At 67.9% G+C, this 21238-nt stretch carries 20 protein-coding genes and 1 tRNA gene; 4 read left to right on the top strand and 17 right to left on the bottom strand.

What is annotated here, in order from left to right; translation table 11 throughout:
- Positions 1–136: 136 nt before the first annotated feature.
- The 9 genes from H7H34_RS01715 to H7H34_RS01755 form a co-directional block, all read right to left on the bottom strand.
- A complete protein-coding gene (locus H7H34_RS01715; protein WP_185924035.1) occupies positions 137–745 on the bottom strand; it encodes a nicotinate-nucleotide adenylyltransferase in 609 nt (202 codons plus the stop codon).
- Complete coding sequence (locus H7H34_RS01720; RefSeq protein ID WP_185924036.1) at positions 746–2026, bottom strand: glutamate-5-semialdehyde dehydrogenase; 1281 nt, start codon at positions 2024–2026, stop codon at positions 746–748. It abuts the gene before it with no gap.
- Positions 2019–3239, bottom strand: a complete 1221-nt coding sequence (gene proB / locus H7H34_RS01725; protein WP_120270419.1) for a glutamate 5-kinase — start codon at positions 3237–3239, stop codon at positions 2019–2021. The genes H7H34_RS01720 and proB overlap by 8 nt, the downstream gene beginning before the upstream one ends.
- A gap of 235 nt (positions 3240–3474) precedes the next feature.
- Entirely contained in the window at positions 3475–4521 is a 1047-nt protein-coding gene (gene obgE / locus H7H34_RS01730) for a GTPase ObgE (protein ID WP_120270418.1), read from the bottom strand.
- 36 nt (positions 4522–4557) lie between these two features.
- A complete protein-coding gene (locus tag H7H34_RS01735) occupies positions 4558–5118 on the bottom strand; it encodes a GNAT family N-acetyltransferase (protein ID WP_120270416.1) in 561 nt (186 codons plus the stop codon).
- Positions 5115–5723 carry a GNAT family N-acetyltransferase gene (locus H7H34_RS01740; protein ID WP_120270414.1) on the bottom strand — a complete coding sequence of 203 codons (609 nt, stop codon included), beginning with the start codon at positions 5721–5723 and terminating at the stop codon, positions 5115–5117. Before H7H34_RS01740 ends, H7H34_RS01735 begins: the two co-directional genes overlap by 4 nt.
- Entirely contained in the window at positions 5705–6325 is a 621-nt protein-coding gene (locus H7H34_RS01745; RefSeq protein WP_185924037.1) for a GNAT family N-acetyltransferase, read from the bottom strand. Before H7H34_RS01745 ends, H7H34_RS01740 begins: the two co-directional genes overlap by 19 nt.
- Positions 6326–6462: 137 nt before the next feature.
- Positions 6463–6732: a 50S ribosomal protein L27 gene (gene rpmA / locus H7H34_RS01750; protein WP_120270412.1), complete on the bottom strand. Its 270-nt coding sequence runs from the start codon at positions 6730–6732 to the stop codon at positions 6463–6465.
- A 48-nt stretch (positions 6733–6780) separates the two neighbouring features.
- On the bottom strand, positions 6781–7401 hold the full coding sequence (locus tag H7H34_RS01755) for a 50S ribosomal protein L21 (protein WP_120270410.1): 621 nt from the start codon (positions 7399–7401) through the stop codon (positions 6781–6783).
- 540 nt (positions 7402–7941) lie between these two features.
- Here H7H34_RS01755 and H7H34_RS01760 point away from each other — a divergent pair.
- Positions 7942–8031 (top strand) — tRNA-Ser (locus H7H34_RS01760).
- 636 nt (positions 8032–8667) lie between these two features.
- Here the strand turns inward: H7H34_RS01760 and H7H34_RS01765 are convergent.
- Positions 8668–9630: a DMT family transporter gene (locus H7H34_RS01765; protein ID WP_185924038.1), complete on the bottom strand. Its 963-nt coding sequence runs from the start codon at positions 9628–9630 to the stop codon at positions 8668–8670.
- Between the two features lie 79 nt (positions 9631–9709).
- On the opposite strand from H7H34_RS01765, the gene H7H34_RS01770 reads away from it, so the two are divergent.
- Positions 9710–11104, top strand: coding sequence for an aminotransferase-like domain-containing protein (locus H7H34_RS01770; RefSeq protein ID WP_185924039.1), 1395 nt, complete (start codon positions 9710–9712; stop codon positions 11102–11104).
- A gap of 61 nt (positions 11105–11165) precedes the next feature.
- On the opposite strand, the gene H7H34_RS01775 is transcribed toward H7H34_RS01770, so the two are convergent.
- Positions 11166–11486 (bottom strand): hypothetical protein, encoded by a 321-nt coding sequence (locus tag H7H34_RS01775; protein WP_185924040.1) that lies wholly within the window; start codon positions 11484–11486, stop codon positions 11166–11168.
- 26 nt (positions 11487–11512) lie between these two features.
- Here H7H34_RS01775 and H7H34_RS01780 point away from each other — a divergent pair, with 26 nt between their 5' ends.
- Complete coding sequence (locus H7H34_RS01780) at positions 11513–13912, top strand: bifunctional diguanylate cyclase/phosphodiesterase (protein WP_120270404.1); 2400 nt, start codon at positions 11513–11515, stop codon at positions 13910–13912.
- 45 nt (positions 13913–13957) lie between these two features.
- Here H7H34_RS01780 and H7H34_RS01785 read toward each other — a convergent pair whose 3' ends face one another.
- The 4 genes from H7H34_RS01785 to H7H34_RS01800 form a co-directional block, all read right to left on the bottom strand.
- A complete protein-coding gene (locus tag H7H34_RS01785) occupies positions 13958–15055 on the bottom strand; it encodes an NADH:flavin oxidoreductase/NADH oxidase (RefSeq protein ID WP_185924041.1) in 1098 nt (365 codons plus the stop codon).
- 243 nt (positions 15056–15298) lie between these two features.
- Positions 15299–15973: a hypothetical protein gene (locus H7H34_RS01790; protein ID WP_185924042.1), complete on the bottom strand. Its 675-nt coding sequence runs from the start codon at positions 15971–15973 to the stop codon at positions 15299–15301.
- Between the two features lie 102 nt (positions 15974–16075).
- Complete coding sequence (locus H7H34_RS01795; RefSeq protein ID WP_185924043.1) at positions 16076–16660, bottom strand: NADPH-dependent FMN reductase; 585 nt, start codon at positions 16658–16660, stop codon at positions 16076–16078.
- Positions 16661–16690: 30 nt separating this feature from the next.
- Positions 16691–17068 (bottom strand): putative quinol monooxygenase, encoded by a 378-nt coding sequence (locus H7H34_RS01800; RefSeq protein ID WP_185924044.1) that lies wholly within the window; start codon positions 17066–17068, stop codon positions 16691–16693.
- Between the two features lie 113 nt (positions 17069–17181).
- Between H7H34_RS01800 and soxR the strand changes: the two genes are divergently transcribed.
- Entirely contained in the window at positions 17182–17670 is a 489-nt protein-coding gene (gene soxR, locus H7H34_RS01805; protein ID WP_185924045.1) for a redox-sensitive transcriptional activator SoxR, read from the top strand.
- A 3-nt stretch (positions 17671–17673) separates the two neighbouring features.
- Here soxR and H7H34_RS01810 read toward each other — a convergent pair whose 3' ends face one another.
- Together H7H34_RS01810 and H7H34_RS01815 are read right to left on the bottom strand one after the other, a co-directional pair.
- Positions 17674–19656, bottom strand: coding sequence for an acetyl/propionyl/methylcrotonyl-CoA carboxylase subunit alpha (locus H7H34_RS01810; protein WP_185924046.1), 1983 nt, complete (start codon positions 19654–19656; stop codon positions 17674–17676).
- A gap of 8 nt (positions 19657–19664) precedes the next feature.
- On the bottom strand, positions 19665–21200 hold the full coding sequence (locus H7H34_RS01815) for an acyl-CoA carboxylase subunit beta (RefSeq protein ID WP_185926397.1): 1536 nt from the start codon (positions 21198–21200) through the stop codon (positions 19665–19667).
- Positions 21201–21238: the final 38 nt, after the last annotated feature.

A 21238-nucleotide genomic window follows, 5' to 3' on the forward strand; every position in this document is an offset into this window, starting at 1 on the left:
CCTTGGGCAGGTCGTCCGTTATCCGGCCTTGTACGCCGAAATGCGATACGGCGCGACTCTTCCGGCGCAGGTAAAAGAGTGGCCCTCGTTGGTGGCGTTTTCAAGACATTCCCGGCAACGTGCCGAACGGACCCTTTCACCGGTCCTGCGCGAGCGCGCGGATCCGTGTGGAGGAGGAGGCATCGCGCGGTCCGGTCAGGAAGGTCCAGGCAGGCGGCGCCATGCCCGGCAGCAGCCGCGCATCGGCCTCGTCGAGACGGTTGCCGGCAAAGCTCTGCGCCGCCGGCGAGGCGAGCGCGGGCAGCGTCGCACCCGGCCGGTCGACCACGGCGATGGGCACGCGCGCGAAGATGTCGCGCCAGTCCTGCCAGCGGTGGAAGCCGGCGAGATTGTCCGCCCCCATCACCCAGACGAAGTTGAGCCGCGGCCGCAGCTGCGTCAGCCGTGCCAGCGTGCGCGCGCTATAGGCGGTGCCCAGCTGCGTCTCCAGCGCGGTCACCGTCATGCGCGGATGCCGGGCGATCGCCTCCACCGCATCCAGTCGCCGGGCCAGCGGCGCCAGCTCCGAATGGTCCTTCAGCGGATTGCCCGGCGTCACCAGCCACCACAACCGGTCGAGCCCGAGCCGCGCCAGCGCGATGTCGGCGACCAGCCGGTGGCCGGAATGCGGCGGATTGAACGAACCGCCGAACAGGCCGATGCGGTTGCCCGGCTCGGCATGCGGAATGGCGAGCCGAGGGTCCATTCAGGGGCGCACCTGCCCGGTGCCGTGGACCCGGTACTTGAAGCTCGTCAGCTGCTCGACGCCCACCGGCCCGCGCGCATGCATGCGCCCGGTGGCGATGCCGATCTCCGCGCCCATGCCGAACTCGCCGCCATCGGCGAACTGGGTCGAGGCATTGTGCGTCAGGATCGCCGAATCCACCTCGGCGAAGAACCGCGCGACCGCCTGCGGATCCTCCGCGATGATGCCGTCGGTGTGGTGCGAGCCGTAGGTCTCGATATGCTCGATCGCCGCGTCCAGCCCGTCGACCACGCGCACGGCGAGGATCGCGTCGAGATATTCGGTACGCCAGTCGTCCTCGGTCGCCGCGCGCGCCTGCGGCACGGCAGCGCACACGTCCGCGTCGCCCCGGATCTCGCAGCCCGCCTCGATCAGCGCAGTGCAGACCGGCACCAGCAGCGTGTCCGCCACGGCCCGGTCGATCAGCAGCGTTTCCATCGCCCCGCAGATGCCGGTGCGGCGCATCTTGGCGTTGACCGCCACCTTCAGCGCCATGTCCGGATCGGCACTGCGGTCGATGAAGATGTGGCAGAGCCCTTCCAGATGGGCGAAGACCGGCACGCGCGCTTCCTGCTGCACGCGGGCGACGAGGCTCTTGCCGCCGCGCGGCACGATCACGTCGACGGTGCCCTCGAGCCCGGCCAGCATCTCGCCGACGGCGGCCCGGTCGGTCACCGGCACCACCTGGATCGCCGCTTCCGGCAGGCCGGCGCGCACGAGCCCGCGCGCCAGCGCGGCATGGATGGCAAGGTTGGAGCGGATCGTATCGGAGCCGCCGCGCAGGATCACCGCGTTGCCGGCCTTCAGGCACAGCGCGCCGGCATCCGCCGTCACGTTGGGCCGGCTCTCGTAGATCACGCCGATGACGCCGAGCGGCGTGCGTACGCGCTCGATATGCAGTCCGTTCGGCCGGTCCCAGGCGGCGATCACCGCGCCCACCGGATCGTCCAGCGCCGCCACCGCCTCGATGCCGGCGGCAATCGCCTCGACGCGCTCCTCTGTCAGCGTGCCGCGGTCGAGATAGGCGGCGGTCTGGCCGCCTTCCGTCATCGCGGCGATGTCCTGCGCATTCGCCGCCAGGATCTCGGCGGTCGAAGCGCGCACCTCTTCGGCCATCGCCGCAAGGGCGGCGTTCTTCGTTGCCGCATCCGCCGTCGCCAGCCGGCGCGACGCCGCGCGGGCCTCGCGGCCCATCTGCCGCATCAGTCCCGTGATATCGGTCTTCGCCACCCGTTCAAGCATCGCTGCCGCCTCCCGTCACCGTCTCTCCGGTCTGCCCGCTTAGCACGAGATCGTCCCGGTGCACCATCTCCGCCCGGCCCGCATAGCCGAGGATCGTCTCGATCTCGCGGCTGTTGCGCCCGAGGATCAGTCCCGCTTCGGGGTGGTCGTAGGCGACCAGCCCGCGGCCGATATCGCGCCCGTCCGGGGCCACCAGCCGCACCGCGTCGCCGCGGTTGAAGTCGCCTTCCACCCGGCGGATGCCGGCCGGCAGCAGGCTGCGGCCCGATTCCACCGCGCGGATCGCACCCGCATCCAGGTGCAGCGCGCCGCGCGGCTCCAGATGGCCGCCGATCCACGCCTTGCGGGCGGTGGCGGGCGTCGACCTTGCGAGAAACCACGTCGCCCGGCCGCCCGCTTCCAGATGCGCCAGCGGGTTCATCCGTTTGCCGCTGGCAATCGCCATGGTCGTGCCGGCGGAAGTGGCGATCTTGGCCGCGTCGATCTTGGTGCGCATGCCGCCACGCGACAGTTCGGACCCGGCGGCGCCCGCCATGGACTCGATCTCGCCGGTGATCGCCGCGACCTCGGGCAGGAACACCGCGTCCGGATTGCTGGCGGGCGGCGCGGTATAGAGCCCGTCGACATCCGACAGCAGCACCAGGCAGTCGGCGCTGGCCATGGTGGCGACGCGCGCCGCCAGCCGGTCGTTGTCGCCGTAGCGGATCTCGGAGGTGGCGACCGTGTCGTTCTCGTTGACGATGGGTACGGCGCCGAGCTTCAGCAGGGTGCCCAGCGTCTCGCGGGCGTTGAGATAGCGCCGCCGCTCCTCGGTGTCGCCGAGCGTCAGCAGCACCTGGCCGGCGGTCAGCCCGCGCGCGCCGAGCGCTTCGGCATAGGCCTGGGCCAGCGCCACCTGGCCGACCGAGGCGGCGGCCTGCGCCTGTTCCAGCTTGAGCGGCCCGCGCGGCAGCTTGAGGACGCCGCGCCCCAGCGCGATGGCGCCGGAGGAGACGACGATGAGCTCCGTACCCGCCCGCGCCAGCATCGCGAGGTCGTCGGCCATCGCGTCGAGCCAGTCGCGCTTGAGCCTGCCGTCCTCGACGAGCAGGGCCGAGCCGATCTTGACGACGAGGCGGCGGTGGGAGGAGAGGCGGCCGGCAGCTTTTGCGGTGCCGGCCTTGCTGTCGCTGTCCGTTAGGGCGGACAGCGAATCGGAGAGGGGGGTGGACATCGGGTGTGGTCCGTCAGTTCGGGTGCGCGGCCCGTTGCAGGCGCGCGCGGAAGACAGGGGGGGTGGGGCGGGGCGCCCTCGCGCGCCCCGCCAAGGCGCTCCCGGTCATGGTCGGCCCATCACGGCCCCTCCGTTGCGGCCCGTCTTCATCGCGGGCCTGGTTTCCTGTCTCCGGCGGGCTGTCGCCATCGCCTTGCGTCCTGTCGCGTCGTGTCCGCTTCCCGTGCCTGGCGCCTTACGACGGGCGCCAGGGCTCGCTCGGCATCTGCGGCACGGAGTTCGCTTCCTGCTCGCGGTCGCGGTCGATGGCGCGGCGGATCATCCGCAGGCCCCGGTCGACATTCTCGCCGCTCGCCGAGGACAAGAGCAGCGGCTTCTGTCCGCAGGCTTCCTCCAGGATCGCGGCCCGCTCCGCGCGGGTCTCCTCGTCCAGCGCGTCGACCTTCGACAGTGCCACCACTTCCGGCTTCTCGTCGAGCCCGGCGCCATAGGCGGCCAGCTCCCCGCGCACCACGCGGTAGGCCTCGCCCGGGTCTTCCTGGGTGCCGTCGACCAGATGCAGCAGCGCGCGCGTGCGCTCCACATGGCCGAGGAACCGGTCGCCGAGGCCGATGCCCTCGTGCGCGCCCTCGATCAGGCCGGGAATGTCGGCGAGCACAAAGCCGTTGCCGTCGATCTCGACGACGCCGAGATTGGGATGCAGCGTGGTGAAGGGATAGTCCGCGATCTTCGGCCGGGCCGCCGAAACGGCGGCAAGGAAGGTCGACTTGCCGGCATTCGGCATGCCGACGAGGCCGGCATCGGCGATCAGCTTCAGCCGCAGCCAAATCCACTTCTCCTCGCCCTCCAGGCCGGGATTGGCATGGCGCGGCGCCTGGTTGGTGGACGACTTGAAATGCGCGTTGCCGAAGCCGCCATTACCGCCCTTGAGCAGCAGAAGCCGCTCGCCGACGCGGGTCATGTCGGCCAGCACCGTCTCGTTGTCCTCTTCCAGGATCTCCGTGCCCACCGGCACCCGCAGCACCACATCGTCGCCCTTGGCGCCGGTGCGGTTGCGGCCCATGCCGTGCATGCCGGTCTTGGCCTTGAAGTGCTGGGCGAAGCGGAAGTCGATCAGCGTGTTCAGCCCGTCGACGCATTCGACGAAGACATCGCCGCCGCGTCCGCCGTCACCGCCGTCGGGGCCGCCGAACTCGATATACTTCTCCCGCCGGAACGAGACGGCGCCCGCGCCGCCGTCGCCGGAACGGACATAGATCTTGGCCTGGTCGAGGAACTTCATGCGTCGTGTCTTTCTGCTGGCCCGTCGGGCCGGTCGTCAGGCCTGTACCGGGGCATGTCCCCGGTTCCGGTACTCGAATGTCGTGCGGTCGAGCCGGTAGCAGCGCGCCGGCCGGCTTATCCCGCAGGCCAGGCTCGTGCACTCCGTCCCGCCGATGTCGCGGAAGCCGAGCTTTTCGAGCACGTTCCGCGAGGCGGTATTCTCTGTCATCACGCGGGCCTCGACGGCTTGCGCGTTTCCTGCCCCGAAAATCCAGGCAAGCGCGGTGCCGGCAGCCTCGCTCATGTAGCCGTGCCCCCAGAAGGGCCGGCCAAGCCAATAGCCGATCACCGGCGTTTCGTCCAATCCGCGTAGCGACAACGCGCCGACGAACCCGCTGCCATCGTCGATGGCGAGCTCGAATTTTGCCGGATCGCGGCCGATGCCGGCAAGCCACGTCTCGCCGTCCTCCCGCGAATAGGGGTGCGGCAGGCGCTCCAGCACCCGCGCGATATCGGCATCGTTTGCCAGCTTTGCAAGGCGGTCGAGATCACTGGCGACGGGCGCGCGCAGCGTCAGCCTTGCGCTTTTCAGCAAGGGATGGGCGAGCGTGCTCATATCGCGGCCTCCACCTGGCGCGCGTCGGCGCCCGGACGGCTGGCGTGCTCCAGCCGCAGCACCACGTTCTCCACCTCGCGTCCCAGCGCCAGCGAATGGCGCATCATCCGCCCCGTCCGGCGAAAGCCGAGACGGGCGAGCACCTTGAGCGAGGCGGCATTGTCGGCGAAGGCCCGCGCTGCCATCGCCTGGCAGCGATGGGCGGCAAAGCCCCAGTCGAGCGCGGCCGCTGCGGCCTCGCCGGCATAGCCGAAGCCCTGGAACGGGCGGCCGATCCAGTAGCCGATCGAGGGGCAGTCCGGATGTTCGGCCAGCTCTCCCGGCGCCTTGATGGCGACGAGGCCGATCACGATGCCGCCCAGCGTGACGGCGAAGGCCGCCTCGCCGGTCAGCGGATCCTCGTTGATGGCGGCGGCGACGAATTCCGCCGCCGCGCCGTCCTTCGCCGGCCACGGCATGCCGGTCAGCCAGCGCACGATCTCGTGGTCGCGGCTGCACAGCGTGTCGATGGCTTCCGCGTCCGCCGGCTCCAGCGGGCGCAGCACCAGCCGCCGGGTGGCGAGCCGGTCGCTCAGGCGTCCCTCATTCAGGCCGAGGTGAGGCATGTCATCCGCCCCCACTGCTTGAGGGCGCGCCAGGTGCTGCGGTCGATGGCGAAGCGGTCGACCGAGACCGCACCGCCGGCGCCGCGGGAATGGATCATCCCCTGCTCGACGAACTGGAAGCCGCACTTGACCAGCACCCGCCGCGAGGCGGGGTTGGTGACGCGGGCCGCCGCCGTCAGCCGGTCGGCACCCTGGGCCGCGAAGACATGGTCTACCACCGACTGCGCCGCCTCGGTGGCGTAGCCCTGGCCCCAGAACGGCTCGCCGATCCAGTAGCCCAGATGCAGCGGCTCGCCCTCGTCAGGGGCGCCATAGCCGATGGCACCGATCACGCGGCCCGTCGACTTCAGGCGGATGGCGAACTTGGCGCGCGTCGTCGAGCGGTTCGCCGAAAGGGCGATGAGATTTCGCCCGTCGGCGACCGTGAAGGGATGGGGCATCGATGCCACCATCGTTGCGATACGGCGGTTGTTGGCGAGGAAAACGATATCTGCAAGGTCGTCCGGACGCAGCGCGTCCAGCTTCAGCCTCTCGGTCTCCTGCGGGCCAGCAACCGCGGCCAGACTATCTTCTTCCAGGCTCTCTTCGATATCCGCAACCATGGTGTCCTCCGGCATTGCGACGAAAAGAAAAAGGGGAGATGGCGGCCCATCTCCCCTGATCCGTCGCGATCATGCCGGTTTTGTTTCAAACCGCCGGGTCGATGGGACGCCGGCGGTTCGAACCAAACACGTCGGCTTTACTCTGCTGCGTCTACGAGTGGCATCACGTTGATATACGTGCGTTTGTTGGCCTTGGCCTGGAACGTCACCGTTCCCTCGACGACGGCGAAGATCGTATGATCCTTGCCCATGCCAACACCCGTACCCGGATGCCACTTCGTGCCGCGCTGGCGCGCGATAATATTGCCCGGGACGACCGCCTCGCCGCCGAACTTCTTGATGCCCAGACGTCGGCCCGCGGAATCGCGGCCGTTACGGGACGAGCCACCTGCCTTTTTGTGTGCCATGACGAAACTCCTCGTCGAAAACCTTCAGTCAGCCTTGAATGGCGGCAATCACTTGCCGGCCAGATCCGAAGCCTGCTGGACCCAGTTGTCGCGCTCGATGCGGCCCTTGAAGGAAAGGGCCTCGTCGACGCGGGCGATGTCTTCCGCGGTGAAGGCTGCGACCTGAGCGTAGGTCGTGATGCCCATCGCGTTCAGCTTCTTCTCCAGCACGGGGCCGACACCGGAGATCTTCTTCAGATCGTCGGCGGGCGCATCCGGTGCGGTGAACAGGACCGGGAGTTCGGTCTCGGTGCCTGCATCCTCGGCCTTCTCCGCCTTCGGAGCAGCGGCCTTCTTCTTGGTCGCCGGCTTGGCGCCACCGGTCAGGATGTCGGTGATCTTGACCAGCGTGAAGCTCTGGCGGTGGCCGTTGCGGCGACGCGAGTTCTGCCGACGGCGCTTCTTGAAGATGATGATCTTGCGGTGGCGCGCCTGGTCGACGACCTCGCCGACGACGCTCGCACCCTCGACCAGGGGGGCACCGATCATGGTGGCGGTGTCGCCGCCCACCATCAGGACCTCTTCGAAAGTCACGGTCTCACCCGCCTCGGCCGAGATCTTCTCGACCTTGAGCAGGTCATCCTGGGCGACGCGGTACTGCTTGCCGCCCGTCTTGATCACTGCGAACATGTCTCGCACGTCCTTCTTTTCGTTTTGCTCGCCGGCAGGCCGTCTTTGGTCTACCGGGCTTCGCCTTCCTGCCCTTCGGCGTCCCTTGCGGGAACTTGACGAGGACATTGCCTCTCTTGAAACCGTCCTGCCGGCTCGTCGGGCGGGGCCCTTGAAAGCCTGGCGGAATGGTCTGCCGGTCACCGGAAAAGCCGCAGTCAGGCCCCGTTTTCAAGGGCGTTGGCTGTGGGTTGCGGGGAACGGCGGAGAGCCTCGGGCAACGGATGGGCCTTTGCGGGCCCTTTGCGAAGCAGCGCGACTATACGGATCGGCGATGCAAAGTCAACGCTTGCAAGGGCGGTTTTGTGCGCTTTGCCGCGCGCGCCGGCGCTTTTGTGACACGCGCGCAACCCTTCGATCTTCCATGCGCTCCCGCGCCGGGGGCGCCTTGCCGGCCCGGCGCTGTGCACCGCCGGGGAAAAGTTGCAAGACGCCTCTTGTGCGGCTCGCCGCACTTCGCTATGTACCGTCGCACTTTGAGACCACGACATCTCATATAGCGGAGAGGTGCCGGAGTGGTTGAACGGGGCGGTCTCGAAAACCGTTGAGCGCGCAAGCGTTCCGAGGGTTCGAATCCCTCTCTCTCCGCCATTTCCTGACGTCGCGCTGTCGCCCTTCGGGCTTCGCTCCAGTCGGGGCCGCGCATAAGCTCGGACGGCCCTTGGCCTTGCGAACCCTGCGGGTTCGAAACCCCTCCGCGATACCCCGCCATTTCATCATCGATTGCCGCCGGCAACCGCCTATGTGCCGTCGTTCGATGTCCGGCATGTCGGCGCGAAGCTGCGCGAAAAACCCGCCCGGAATTGGCGCATGGACACCAATGCGCAGGTATCCGCATTCCCCAGATGCTGGGACATTCGCCATCTTCACGGCATGGCCGAGTTGGTCCAGGCCCGCCGCTACCCGCTCAACGAACTGGCGTCCGGCCTCGGTCAGACGGACGCCGCGTGCCTGAAGTTCAGATATTCAGCGACAGCGAGCGTATGACCGGCGATACCATGGGAATGCGTGACCCGAGCCGGATTTGCGGCGGCCGGTTATGGCTTCTGATCGTCGACGCATTTTCGTCCCCGCTCTCGCGGCTGGTGGCTTGAGTCGGGTGAGCCCCTTTCGTCAGTCGAACTGGGCAAGGTTCCCTCGTCAGCAGTGCGGGCAACGCGAACATGGTGTTGAAAATCATCCATTCGCGTCGCCACCATCATGGCCCTGGCATAGATGCCCAGCATTTCAGACCCTGCCCGCATCTGTCGCAGGTTTGACCGTCGCTTTTCGCAGGCCGGCAAGCGTCAGCCCGTAGATGCAGGCGACAACGATGATCAGCGCCACAACCTGATATGCTTCGACAGTATCGCCGAGCAAAGGCACGGCGAGCACCATCGTCAGTGCAGGCCAGGGTGTAGTGATCGAGCTGGCCAGGGAAACGTCGATGTGGCGGACGGCATGGAACCAGACGATCAATTCCAGGAAATAGACCAGCCCCATGATGGCCGACATTGGCTGAAAGATCGCGCTCAGGCCGGCAGCGATGCCCGAAGGAGCCGCGAAAGCTATGATCACCAGCAGGAACGCTGTCGAGATTGCCACCCGAAAGAACGTCACCTGCACGGGCGTAATCGGCGTATTGCTCAGTTCTTCCTTGATGATGACATGCGCAATGCTCCAAAGCAGGGGCACACCGAGAGAGACGAGAAACCAGGGCGACATGCCGGATACCATGAAGGTGCCGGCCGTTCCGAGATAGTAGAGCGATCCGATCAAAATCGCGGTCAGAGCCAGTTCGGCTGCTGTCTTGCGGCGTTTCAGGAAAAGCGTTTCCCAGAGGATGGCGAACAGCGGGTAGGCCTGTATTGCAATCGCCGCATTCGTCGCGCCGGCCTTCTCAACTCCCAGCACATAGAGATAGGTCGAAAGACCGAACAATGCGCCGGTGAACAGCGCCACGAGGATCATCCGTCCGCGCTCGCGGCGCGACAGATCTAGGCCAAAAATCCCTTTGGTCCCGCTCCGTAGTTCAAACCCGAATGCCGGGGCCGCAAAGATCACCTGCCAGACCGACAATGCGAAAGCAAAGCTCAGCGCGCCAATATCCGAAGGGCGCAGGTTTGAGACGATCGGCATGACACCCAGCAATGTGAGGCTGACAAGGGAAAACCCAACGCCTTTCCCGACGGATGGAGAGGTGAATGCCATGACCGAAACTCATTGATTGTGTTGACGACCAACTGAATTGCATCCATGTCTAAATAGGTGCAATCAAAACATTGATCTGATGGCAATTTGGATACCAGACCTGTCGAGCCGCGAAGGCCCGAAATACCTCCAGATTCTGGAGGCCATGGCTGAGGATATTGCGGCGGGCAGACTGGCCGCCGGAACACGCCTTCCGCCGCATCGCGAACTGGCCTATCAGCTCAACCTCTCTCCCAACACGACCAGCCGCGCCTATGCGGAGGCTGTGAAGCGGGCTCTCATCAAGGGGGAAGTCGGTCGGGGAACATTCGTTCGGTCCGCTGATTTCAGTCCAGATCAAGCAGAACCCGAGACACTGCTTCGCGAAAGCCGTGGCCCCATCGACCTTTCACGCAATCTGCCGCTGCCCGGCTTTTCGGAACCCCACATTCGTCGGGTCATGTCGGAGATCGCGAGCGATACGGGCTTGCGCGCGCTGCTCGACTATCAAACCGATACCGATCTGGTTCACCATCTTGAGGCAGGTCAGTCATGGCTCGCGGATTGCGGCGTGGAGGCTTCTCTTGAGTGCATTGTTCCGGTCGCCGGCGGCCAGCATGGCATTTTGTGTACCCTGATGGCCCTTTTAAAGCCGGGCGACTTGTTGCTTGCCGAAGCCTTGACCTACACACCTGTTCTCGCGATGGCTTCGCGCCTCAACCTTCAGACCGGTGCTGTCGCGATGGATGCGCAGGGGCTGATTCCGGAGGCGTTTGAGGCCTGCTGTCGTGAGGCAAACCCGAAAGCGCTCTATCTTACACCGACCCTGCAAGCGCCAACGACGGTGACGCTCTCGGAGGATCGACGCGCCGAGATTGCGCGGATTGCGGACCATTACGGCGTTATCCTGATTGAGGACGATGTCTTTGGGCCGCTCAAATGCGACAAGCCGGCTCCGATCGCGCGATTTGCCCCTGACTTGACAGTCTATGTGACCAGCCTGTCCAAAAGTGTGGCGCCCGGCTTGCGGATCGGCTTCCTTCATGCACCTCGAAAAGTCGCGTCTGCACTACGCCAGTCCGTCAATCTGAGTGTCTGGATGACGCCGCCAATGCCCCTTGAGGTGGCAAGCCGTCTGATCAAAGACGGAACAGCAGCGAGGCTGGCTGAGCAGCAGCGGCAGACGGCAAGCCGCCGCCAGCAGCTCGTTCAACGCGCGTTGGGAATGGATACGGCAAAGCAGTTTTCTGACGGCTTCCATTTCTGGTTGCCGCTGCCAGAAGGCTGGCGAGCCGATGTGTTTCGTTCAGAATGCGCCCGCATGGGTGTTCACATCAGCGAGGGCCGCAGCTTTGCCATGAATGCCGCTGATGCGCCCGAGGCAATCCGCTTGTGCGTCAGCCATGAACCCGGTGAGGAACGGCTCATCCAGGGCCTGGATATCATTGCCGCAGTGCTCCGGCAGAAGCCATGCGGGACACCGCTGACACTATGAGGATGTGGCTGATCGCATTCGGACGATCCCGAGAGCTGGTCGTCTAGGCATCTCGCAACATTCAGCAATTTGAAATGCAAGCCCGATCCTTGTTGCAAATTTGAGAGATGGCAGCTGACGGAGGCGGAGCATTTTCGCCGGAGCGCTGCTCTTTCGCGCCCGGATTTCGTGCGTTTCTGGCCCTGCCTCGCCCCTCCTTGCGCTGCGGATGCGTGCATCCCCACTGCCGAACCAGGCCGGCGTTGCTGCGTCGTTTGAGGATAGACTTGCCCGACTCTGCGGAAAGTGCCGTAATGGGTGCCGGGTTGATCTGGGAACGACGCTGCTGATACGTCGTTGGCTGGTTGAAATTAAGGAAAACGAAGGTGTTTTCCGCGATCATTCGGGCCATCTTTCGAGGATTTTCCCGTGCGCTTTTTCAGCTGCCTATTTACGGAACATGATCTTTGGCTGGTCGCGCTTGCGGCTGCGATCTGCGTCCTCGGCGCCTGGATCTCGATTCGCCTGTTCCTGCGCACCCGCGCGGCGGAGCGCGAGGCGCGGCCCTTCTGGGTGTTTCACGGGGCCGTGGCCGCCGGTTCCACCATCTGGTGTACCCATTTCGTTGCCATGCTCGCCTATCGGCCGGGCGTGCCCGTGTCCTACGACCCGACGCTCACCGGCATCTCGCTGCTGATCGCCGTCGTCTCCGCCGCGGTCAGCCTGGCCATCGCTTCCGGTCGCGGCCGGCTTGCCCCGATGCTCGGCGGCTGCATGTTCGGCGTCGGCGTGTCCGTCATGCACTATACGGGCATGGCCGCCTTCAGCATCGACGGCGCCATCGTCTGGGACATGACCTATGTGGCCGCTTCGCTCGTGCTGTCGCTGGTGCTGGGCGCGGCCGCCTTCGTTGCCGCCACCCGCGAGGGGGTGGTCCTGCAGACCCGCGAGCTGCTCGGCACCGCGCTGCTGGCAGGCTCCATCGTCGCACTGCATTTCACCGGCATGGCAGCGGTCGGCATCGTTCCGGCGGTGCCCCAGCCGGGCGGCGCCACCAGCGAGGATGCCTATGGCGTGCTGGCGGTGGCGGTGGCGGCGGTCGGCGTGCTGGTGCTCGGCACGGGCCTTGCCAGCCAGTTGCTGGACCGCCAGGCGACAGCCCGCACCCGGGCCCGCACCAAGCAGATCCTGGAAAGTTCCGTCGACGGCATCGTCATCGAGACCGCCGGACGCATCGTCGATTGCAACGAGGCCTTCATCCTGCTCAGCGGCATGCAGCGGGAAGCGCTGGTCGGGCGCACCTTTGCCGAACTGGTGCCGCGCGCGCCGTCCTCGGTCGACAAGCTGGTGCGCGCGACGCTGCTCACCGCCGCCGGCGCGCTGCTTCCCGTCGAGGTCGCGGCCCGCGAAGACCGCTACGAGCGGGACGATCTGACCGCCACTCGCTTTTATTCGGTGCGCGACCTGCGCCCGCGCCTCGCCCAGGAAGAGAAGATCTCCTACCTCGCCAGCTTCGACAATCTGACGGGCCTGCCCAACCGCTCCTCCTTCCTGGAGCATCTCGACAGCCAGATCGAGACGCGCCCGGCCAGCGCCCGGATCGCGCTCCTGGCCATCGATCTCGACCGCTTCAAGGAGGTCAACGACGTGCATGGCCACGCGGCGGGCGACCATGTGCTGTGCGTCCTGTCGGACCGCATGCGCACGGCCGTCGGCAAGGAGGCCTTCGTCGCCCGGCTGGGCGGCGACGAGTTCGTCGCCACCGCGCTGGTGCAGGACCGCGAGCAGGCGCTCGGCATCGCCTCGCGGCTCGAGCGCGAGCTCTTTGCTACCGTGCCTTACGACCATGTCGACCTGATCTGCGGCGCCTCCATCGGCATCTCGATCTTCCCCGACGATGCGGGAAGCCCGGCGACGTTGATGAACAATGCCGACCTTGCCATGTACCGGGCCAAGGGTTCGCCCGGCGAGGCGATCTGCTTTTACGAGGAGGGGATGGACGAGCGCGTGCGCGAGCGTCGCGCCATAGCGCTGCAGCTGCGTACCGCGCTTGCGGAAAACCAGTTCTTCCTCGTCTTCCAGCCGCAGGTCTCGGTCCGCGAGAACGAGGTGACCGGCTACGAGGCCCTGCTGCGCTGGCGCCATCCCGAGCGCGGCGTGCTGCTGCCGATGGAGTTCATCCCCATCGCCGAGGACACCGGCCTGATCCTGCCGATCGGCGAATGGGTGTTGCGCACCGCCTGCCGCGAGGCCGCGTCCTGGGACAACGAGCTGAAGATCGCGGTCAACGTCTCGGCGCTGCAGGTCGGCAGCATCGACATGCCCGACGTGATCCACGGCATCCTGATGGAGACCGGCCTGTCGCCGCAGCGGCTGGAAGTGGAGATCACCGAGACCTCTCTGATCCAGGATGCCGAGCGCACGCTGCATATCCTGCGGCGGATCAAGGCGATGGGCGTGTCGATCTCGATGGACGATTTCGGCATCGGCTATTCGTCCCTGTCGACCCTGCGCTCGTTCCCCTTCGACAAGATCAAGCTCGACAAGTCCTTCATGGACGATCTCGACCGCGGGCCGCAGGCCTCGGCGATGATCCGCGCCGTGCTGGCCCTTGGCGAAAGCCTCGATATCCCGATCCTCGCCGAAGGCGTGGAGACCGAGGCGCAGCTGGAATTCCTCACCCAGCAGGGTTGCACCGAGATCCAGGGCTATCTCGTCGGCCATCCGGACGAAAGCGCCGCGGAACCCGGCACGGCCGAGCAGAACCGGATCCTGCCGCCGCCGGTGATGCGGACGCCCCGCACCGGGAGCGGCCGCACCGGTGAGTGAAGCCGCCGGCCGGTCCTTGTCCGATCCTGCCGACGGCCGTCTGCGTCAGCCGATGGCGGTGCGGCCCGGCCAGCGTTCGATGGCATAGCCCGCCTGCTTCGGCCACAGCGCCCGCGTTTCCGCGCCGAGCCGGCGCGCCGCGTGCAGCGGCCAGTTCGGATCGTCGAGCGCCGCCCGGCCGAGCCCGATGAGATCGGCGCGCCCTTGCGTGACCGCCTCCGCCGCCAGCTCCGCCTCGCCCATCAGCCCCACCGCCATTGCCGGCAGGCCGGTCTCCTTGCGGATCTGCGCCGCCCAGGGCAGATACATGCCCGGGCCGATCTCGAAGCGCGAGCCGGTGAAGCCGCCGGCCGACACGTCGATGACGTCGACCCCGCGCTCGCCGACCGCGCGGGAAAAGGCCACGCTGTCCTCGATGGTGCGTCCGCCCTCCAGCCCGTCCACCGCCGACAGGCGCAGGAACAGCGGCATGTCGTCCGGCATCGCCGCGCGCACCGCCTCCACCACCTTGAGCGGGAAGCGCATGCGGTTCTCGGCGCTGCCGCCATAGGCGTCCTCGCGCCGGTTGGACAGCGGCGACAGGAACTGGTTCAGCAGGTAGCCGTGCGCGGCGTGGATCTCGATCAGCTGGAAACCGGCCTCGACCGCCCGTTTCGTCGCCGCGGCCCAGGCCGCCACCTCCGCCTCGATATCGTCTTCGCTCATGGCGCGCGGCATCGGCGCGTCCTCGGCATGGGGCAGGGCGGAGGGCGCCACCGGCTCCCAGTGCTCGGCATCGGCCTCGCGCTCGTCCGTGCCCATCAGCCAGGGCGGGATCGAGGAGGCCTTGCGGCCGGCATGGGCCAGCTGGATGCCGGCGACCGCCCCTTGCGCGCGCAACAGCGCGGTGATCCGCGCCATGCCGGCGATCTGGCCATCGTCCCACAGGCCGGGGCAGCCATAGGTGATGCGTCCTTCGGCCGTCACCGCCGTCGCCTCGACGATCACGGTGCCGAAGCCGCCCAGCGCGAAGCGGCCGAGATGCACGAGGTGATAGTCGCCGACCACGCCGCCGCGCGCCGAATACTGGCACATCGGCGAGACGACGAAGCGGTTGGGCAGGGTCAGCCCGCGCAAGGGGAGGGGCGACAAGAGCTCGGTCATCGAATGTCCTTCCTGGCGATCCGGCCTGAGCTGGCCCTCACCCCGCGGCGGCCCCGCCGCGCCGGGCGGCATCGCGGGGGATGCGGCGGCACGCGTCTTGAACGGGCTGGGCCCTGCGGGGAGGGAAGGCTGGCGGGTCGGCGGATCGGGTTCGGGTAACGGTTTCGGATCAAATAGATGACCAACGGCACCCGCTTGTCCAGTGGGCAGCGGTTGCAGGGCTCGCGTCGGCCGAAGACGCGCCTATTGTTCGCGGCAGATCCGTATGCCGGGGTCCTCGCCGTCCTGCGTCTCCCACTCCTGCAACTGCAGGGCGATGGGCGCGAAGGAGATCTTGCGTTCGTTCACCACCCCGCGCCCGGTCAGGAGATTGAGGTCGCAGCTCAGCGGCTCCTCCTCCTGCAGCGTGTCGTAGGAATTGAAGGTCAGCCCGGCGACGACGAACCGTCCGTCGCGATGGGCGAGCGAGATCGTGTGCTCCCACCGGTTTCGGCCGATGGCGGAGTTCTGCGTGGTGATGGCGATGGAGCCGTTGGCAAGCGCCTTGATCGAGGGCTCCTGGCCGAAGGCGGCCGTGTCGCCGCCGCGCCCGCCCCAGATCTTGTCCGGAACAGCGAGCGCCAGCGACAGTAGGCTGCCGTTCGTCGCCTCCTCGCGCAGGTAGACATAGAGCCCGGCCTGCATGTCGTCGCCGCGCGTTGTCGCCAGAAAGGCCAGGTCCTCGCGGCCGTCCTTGTTCCAGTCGCCGACGGCGGCATCGAGGATGTCCTGCGGGCGGATGTCGGCCGCTTGCGCGCCCGTCTGCCCATCCGCGGTCTGCGCGCCGGCCGGCGCGGCGAGGACCAGCGGTGCCGCGCAAAGAAGCGCAGCGGCGGCGGACAAGGCGAAGGGGCGGGCAATTCGGAGCAATCGAGTCATGCGGGTCTCTCCCTGCCGGACATCCGGCAGGGAGTCCTATCGCCGTGTTCGGCGGCAAATGCCAGCCCGGTTTCGCGCCGGGGCGCGATCCGGCGTGGCGCCTCAGGCCACCGCCTCCACGCCCCGTTCCTCCTGGCGGGCGCTGCGCAGCACGCGGCCCCACCAGGCGAGTTGATCCAGCATCCGCTCCGCCGCCGTGCCCAGATGCGGCAGCGCCTCGAAGCCGGCCCGGCCTTCGCGGATCGCCAGATAGTCGCCGTAGGAGATGTGGACGGCGGCCTTCACCGAGACCAGTTCCAGCTCCGCCGAGATCTGGCGCAGATGCATCACCGCCCGCGCGCCGCCGACGCCGCCATAGGCGATGCTGCCGGCCGGCCGGCGCACCCAGGAGGCATGGTCGAGCGCGTTCTTCAGCACGCCCGTCAGGCTGTGATTGTATTCCGCGACCGTGAAGACATAGGCGTCGCAGGTCGCCACCTTTGCCGCAAAGGCGCTTGCCGCCTGCTTCTGCGCCGTGCTCGCCGCCGGGTCGCCGTAGAAGGGCAAGGGGAAGTCGGCAAGGTCTATGACCTCGACGTCGAAGGCGCCGGTTTTCTCCGCCTGGGCGCAGATCCAGCGGGCGGGCTTGTCGGCAAAGCGGCCCTCGCGGGTGCTGCCGACGATGATCCCCAGCTTCAGTTTGCTCATGGAAGGTCCTTTCGTGTTCGAAAAACGGGGTCAGCCGCGCCGGGGAGCGTGCGCGGCGATCAGCTCGACGGGGATCGAATCGACGCGGGCGATCAGCGGTGCGATCCGCTCCAGATGCGCGGCGAAGTCCGGCGATGCGCGCCAGTTGGCGGCCGCCATCGCGTCGGTGAAGCGGGTGATGACGACGAGGCAGCTGCTGTCGGAGGCCCAGTAGACCTCGTTGCCGAGCCAGCCGGCCTCGCCGGCCGCTTCGCTCAGGCGGGCGATTTCCTGCATCTGCATGTCGAGCAGCCGGTCGGCGGTGCCGCCCGTCGGGGTGAAGATGTTGATCATCGTGTAGGGGAGGGGCGCTTCGGCGGGGGCGAGGCGGGCCGCGGCCGCAGGGGCCGGGACGGGTGTTGCAGTCATTCTGTCGCTCCGGTTGTCTTGTCCGGGCAACGTGATAAAAGTTCAAGTACGCTTTAAGTCAACAGCCGCGCGGACGGTTTTCGCGCCCGCCCGCCGCAAAGGCTCCGCAAGCCATGTCCAGCCCCTCCCGCCGTGCCAAGCCAGGTCCTGTCCTCACCATCCAGCAGGTGGCGCGGCGCAGCGGTGTCGCCGCCTCCGCCCTGCGCTATTACGAGGAGCGCGGGCTGATCTCGGCCGAGCGCGCGGCCTCCGGCCATCGCCGCTTCGAGCGATCCGTGCTGCGGCGCATCGCCTTCATCGTCTTCGCGCAGCGTCTCGGTTTCACGCTTGAGGAGGTGAAGCAGGAGCTCGACAAGCTGCCGAGCGACCACATTCCGACCGGCGCCGACTGGGAGCAGCTGTCGCAGGTCTGGACGCAGCGGGTGGACGAGAGGATCGCCGAATTGCAGCGGCTCAAGCGCGGCCTTGCCGAGTGCATCAGCTGCGGCTGCCTGTCGCTCGCCCAGTGCCGCCTTGCCAATCCCGACGACCGCGCCGGGGCGCTGGGCGCCGGCCCGCGTTACTGGGTCGGCGCGCGCGACATCAAGCAGCTCCTGCCGTAGGTCTCAGCGCTCCGCAGGCTCCAGCCGCACCAGGAGGCGGCCGGCCTCCACCGTGTCGCGTTCGCTTGCTGCGATCTCGGCCACCGTGCCGTCGGCCGCCGCCTTCAGCTCCATCAGGAGCTTCATCGATTCCATCACCACCAGCGTGTCGCCCTTGGCGACCGTATCGCCCGCCGCAACGCGGATCTCGACGACGAGGCCCGGCATCGGCGCGGCGATCCGCTCCGGCGAGGCGCCGTCGCCCGCCGCCCTGTCCTGGCCAAGATCGCCGAGCGGCAGCACCGCGCAGGCGATCTCCGTGCCCGGCCCGCACAGCCACATCCGCCCGTCATGGTGGGCGGCGGCGAAGCTCTCCGCCACGCCATCGCGGGTGATGCGCACCCGGTCCGGCCCCGTCCACTGCGCGGCGATCTCCTGCGTCTCGCCGTCCGTGCCGATGGTTTGCCAGCATCCGGGCCCGCGCGCTTCCAGCACGACGCGGCTCTCGGGTGCAGCCGCATCCACATAGGTCACCCGCGCCGGGCAGCCGGCCTGCGCGAGCAGGCGGAAGCCGGAAAGCGCCTGCCAGGGCGTTGCCGCCGCGCGCGGCCGGCTCGCAAGCGCCGCCGCCGCAAGGGCGAGGCCGTCCGCCTCCGGCGCCCTCCATCCGTCCGGCCAGTTGCGGGCGATGAAGTCGGTGGTGACATTGCCCTGCGCGAAGTCGGGCGAGGCCAGCGCGTCGCGCAGGAACAGCCGCGTGGTGGCCAGCCCCGCCACCTCCAGCCGGTCGAGGCCGGAGAGCAGCTTGCGCCGCGCCGCGTCCCGGTCGGGCCCGTGGGCGATCAGCTTGGCGATCATGGAATCGTACGCCGCCCCGATCTCCGCCCCCGGCTCGATGCCGGCATCGCAGCGCAGTTCCGCAGGCGGCGACCACAGCAGCACCTTGCCCGTGTCCGGGCGAAAGCCGGCGCTGGCGTCTTCCGCCGTCAGCCGCGCCTGGATCGCGTGGCCGTTGCAGGTCACCTCGTCCTGCGTCAGGGCCAGCTTCTCGCCGGCCGCGGCGCGCAGCTGCAGCTCCACAAGGTCGAGCCCGGTGATCTCCTCGGTCACCGTATGCTCGACCTGCAGCCGCGTGTTCATCTCCAGGAAGTGGACTTCCTGCGTCACCGCATCCATCACGAACTCGACCGTGCCGGCGCTGTCGTAGCCGATGGCCCGGCCGAGCCTGAGCGCCGCCTCGAACAGCCGCTCGCGGGTTTCGGGGAGCAAGCCCGGCGCCGGCGCCTCCTCGATCAGCTTCTGGTGATTGCGCTGGACCGAGCAGTCGCGCTCGAACAGGTGCAGCAAGGTGCCGTGCTTGTCGCCGATCAGCTGCACTTCCACATGGCGCGGATTGCGCACCAGCTTCTCGATGAGCAGCCGCCCGTCGCCGAAGGCCCGCTCGGCCTCCGTGCGGGCTGCATCGATGGCAGCCTCCAGCCCCGCCTCGTCGTGGACGGCGCGCATGCCCTTGCCGCCGCCGCCGGCCGAGGCCTTGACCATCACCGGCAGGCCGATCTCGCGCGCGGCCCGCGCCAGATTGCCTGTCGACTGGTCCTCGCCGCTATAGCCGGGAATGCAGGGCACGCCGGCTTCTTCGGCCAGGCGCTTCGCCTCGATCTTGGCACCCATCGCCGCGATGGCCCGTGCGTTCGGCCCAACGAAGGCGATGCCGTTCTCCTCGCAGGCCCGCGCCAGTTCCGGCCGCTCGGACAGGAAGCCGTAGCCGGGGTGGATCGCGCCGGCCCCGCTCGCCCTGGCCGCGGCCATGATCCGGTCGAGGCGCAGGTAGCTGTCGCTCGCCGCCGCCCCGCCGATGGCGATTGCCCGGTCGGCCATCCTCACATGCAGCGCGTCCCGGTCTGCATCGGAATGCACGGCGATGGTGGCGAGCCCCATGCGGCGTGCGGTGCGGATGATGCGGCAGGCGATCTCGCCGCGATTGGCAATCAGCAGGCTGTCGAACATGGTGCGCCTCACATCCTGTAGACCGGCCGCGGGCCGGTGTCCTTGTCGCCGCCCGCGCCCAGCGCCAGGCACAGGCCCAGCACGTCGCGGGTCTGGTCGGGCTCGATCAAGCCGTCGTCCCACAGCCGCGCGGTGGCGTAATAGGGATCGCTCTGCTCCTCGAACTGGGCGCGGGTGCGCCGGTCGAGCTCGGCGATCTCCGCTTCGTTCGCCTGCGATTTCAGGCTGGCCCGGCGCAGCTCCGTCACCACGGTCGCGGCGACATCGGGGCTCATCGTCGCGATGCGGGCATTGGGCCAGGAGAACAGGAAGCGCGGGCGGAAGCCGCGTCCGCACATGCCGTAGTTGCCGGCGCCGTAGGAGCCGCCGACGATCACCGTGTATTTCGGCACGCGCGCATTGGAGACGGCATACACGAGCTTTGCCGAGTGCTTGGCGATGCCGCCGCGCTCGGCGTCGGTGCCGACCATGAAGCCGGTGATGTTCTGCAGGAACAGCAGCGGGATCTGGCGCTGATCGCACAGCTCGATGAAATGCGCACCCTTCAGCGCGCTTTCGGAAAACAGCGCCCCGTCATTGGCCAGGATCCCGACCGGGTAGCCATGGATATGGGCAAAGCCGGTGATCAGCGTCGCGCCGTAGTCGGGCTTGAACTCGGCGAGCTGCGATCCGTCGACCATCGAGCGGATCAGCGCGCGCATGTCGGCCGGGCGCTTCAGGTCCACCGGCGCATGCTCGGACGGGCGCCCGGCGGCAACGAGCGGCGCCAGGGCCTCGCGCGGCGGCGGCGTCACCTTGCGGCCCTCGCCCAGATTGGCGACGATCTCGCGCAGCATGCGCATGGCGCTTTCCTCGTCGGGCGCGACGTGGTCGCTGACGCCGGAGACGGTGGTGTGCATGTCGGCACCGCCCAGCGTTTCGCCGTCGACGATCTCGTTGATCGCCGCCTTGACGATGGGCGGGCCGCCCAGATGGATGCGGCCCGTCCCGCGCACCATGATCACCTGGTCGCTGAGCGCCGGGATATAGGCGCCGCCCGCGGTGCAGCCGCCGAAGACGACGGAGATCTGCGGCAGGCCGGCCGCCGACATCTGGCACTGGCGCCAGAACGCCCCGCCGAAATGGTCCTTGTCGGGAAACACCCGGTCCTGTTCGGGCAGGAAGGCGCCGCCGCAATCGACCAGATAGATGCAGGGAAGGCCGTGCTCCTCCGCCACTTCCTGGGCGCGCGAATGCTTGCGCACCGTCTCGGCGAAGAACGAGCCGCCCTTCACCGTGGCATCGTTGGCGATCAGCATGCAGGGCCGGTCGTGGATCAGGCCGATGCCGGTGACGATGCCTGCTCCCGGCACCTCGCCGCCATAGAGCCCGTGCGCGGCCAGCGGCGACAGCTCCAGAAAGGCGGTGCCGGGATCGAGCGCCAGCTCGATGCGCTCGCGCACGAAGATCTTGCCGCGCTCCGCGTGGCGGGCGCGAAACTTCTCGCCGCCGCCTTGCGCTGCCGCTGCCTGCACCTGTCTCAGTGCGGCCACCAGGTCGTCCATGCCTGCCACGAGCTGCTCCTCCCGTTTGCATTGCCTCG

This window comes from Stappia sp. 28M-7, from assembly GCF_014252955.1.
GTDB lineage: Bacteria > Pseudomonadota > Alphaproteobacteria > Rhizobiales > Stappiaceae > Stappia.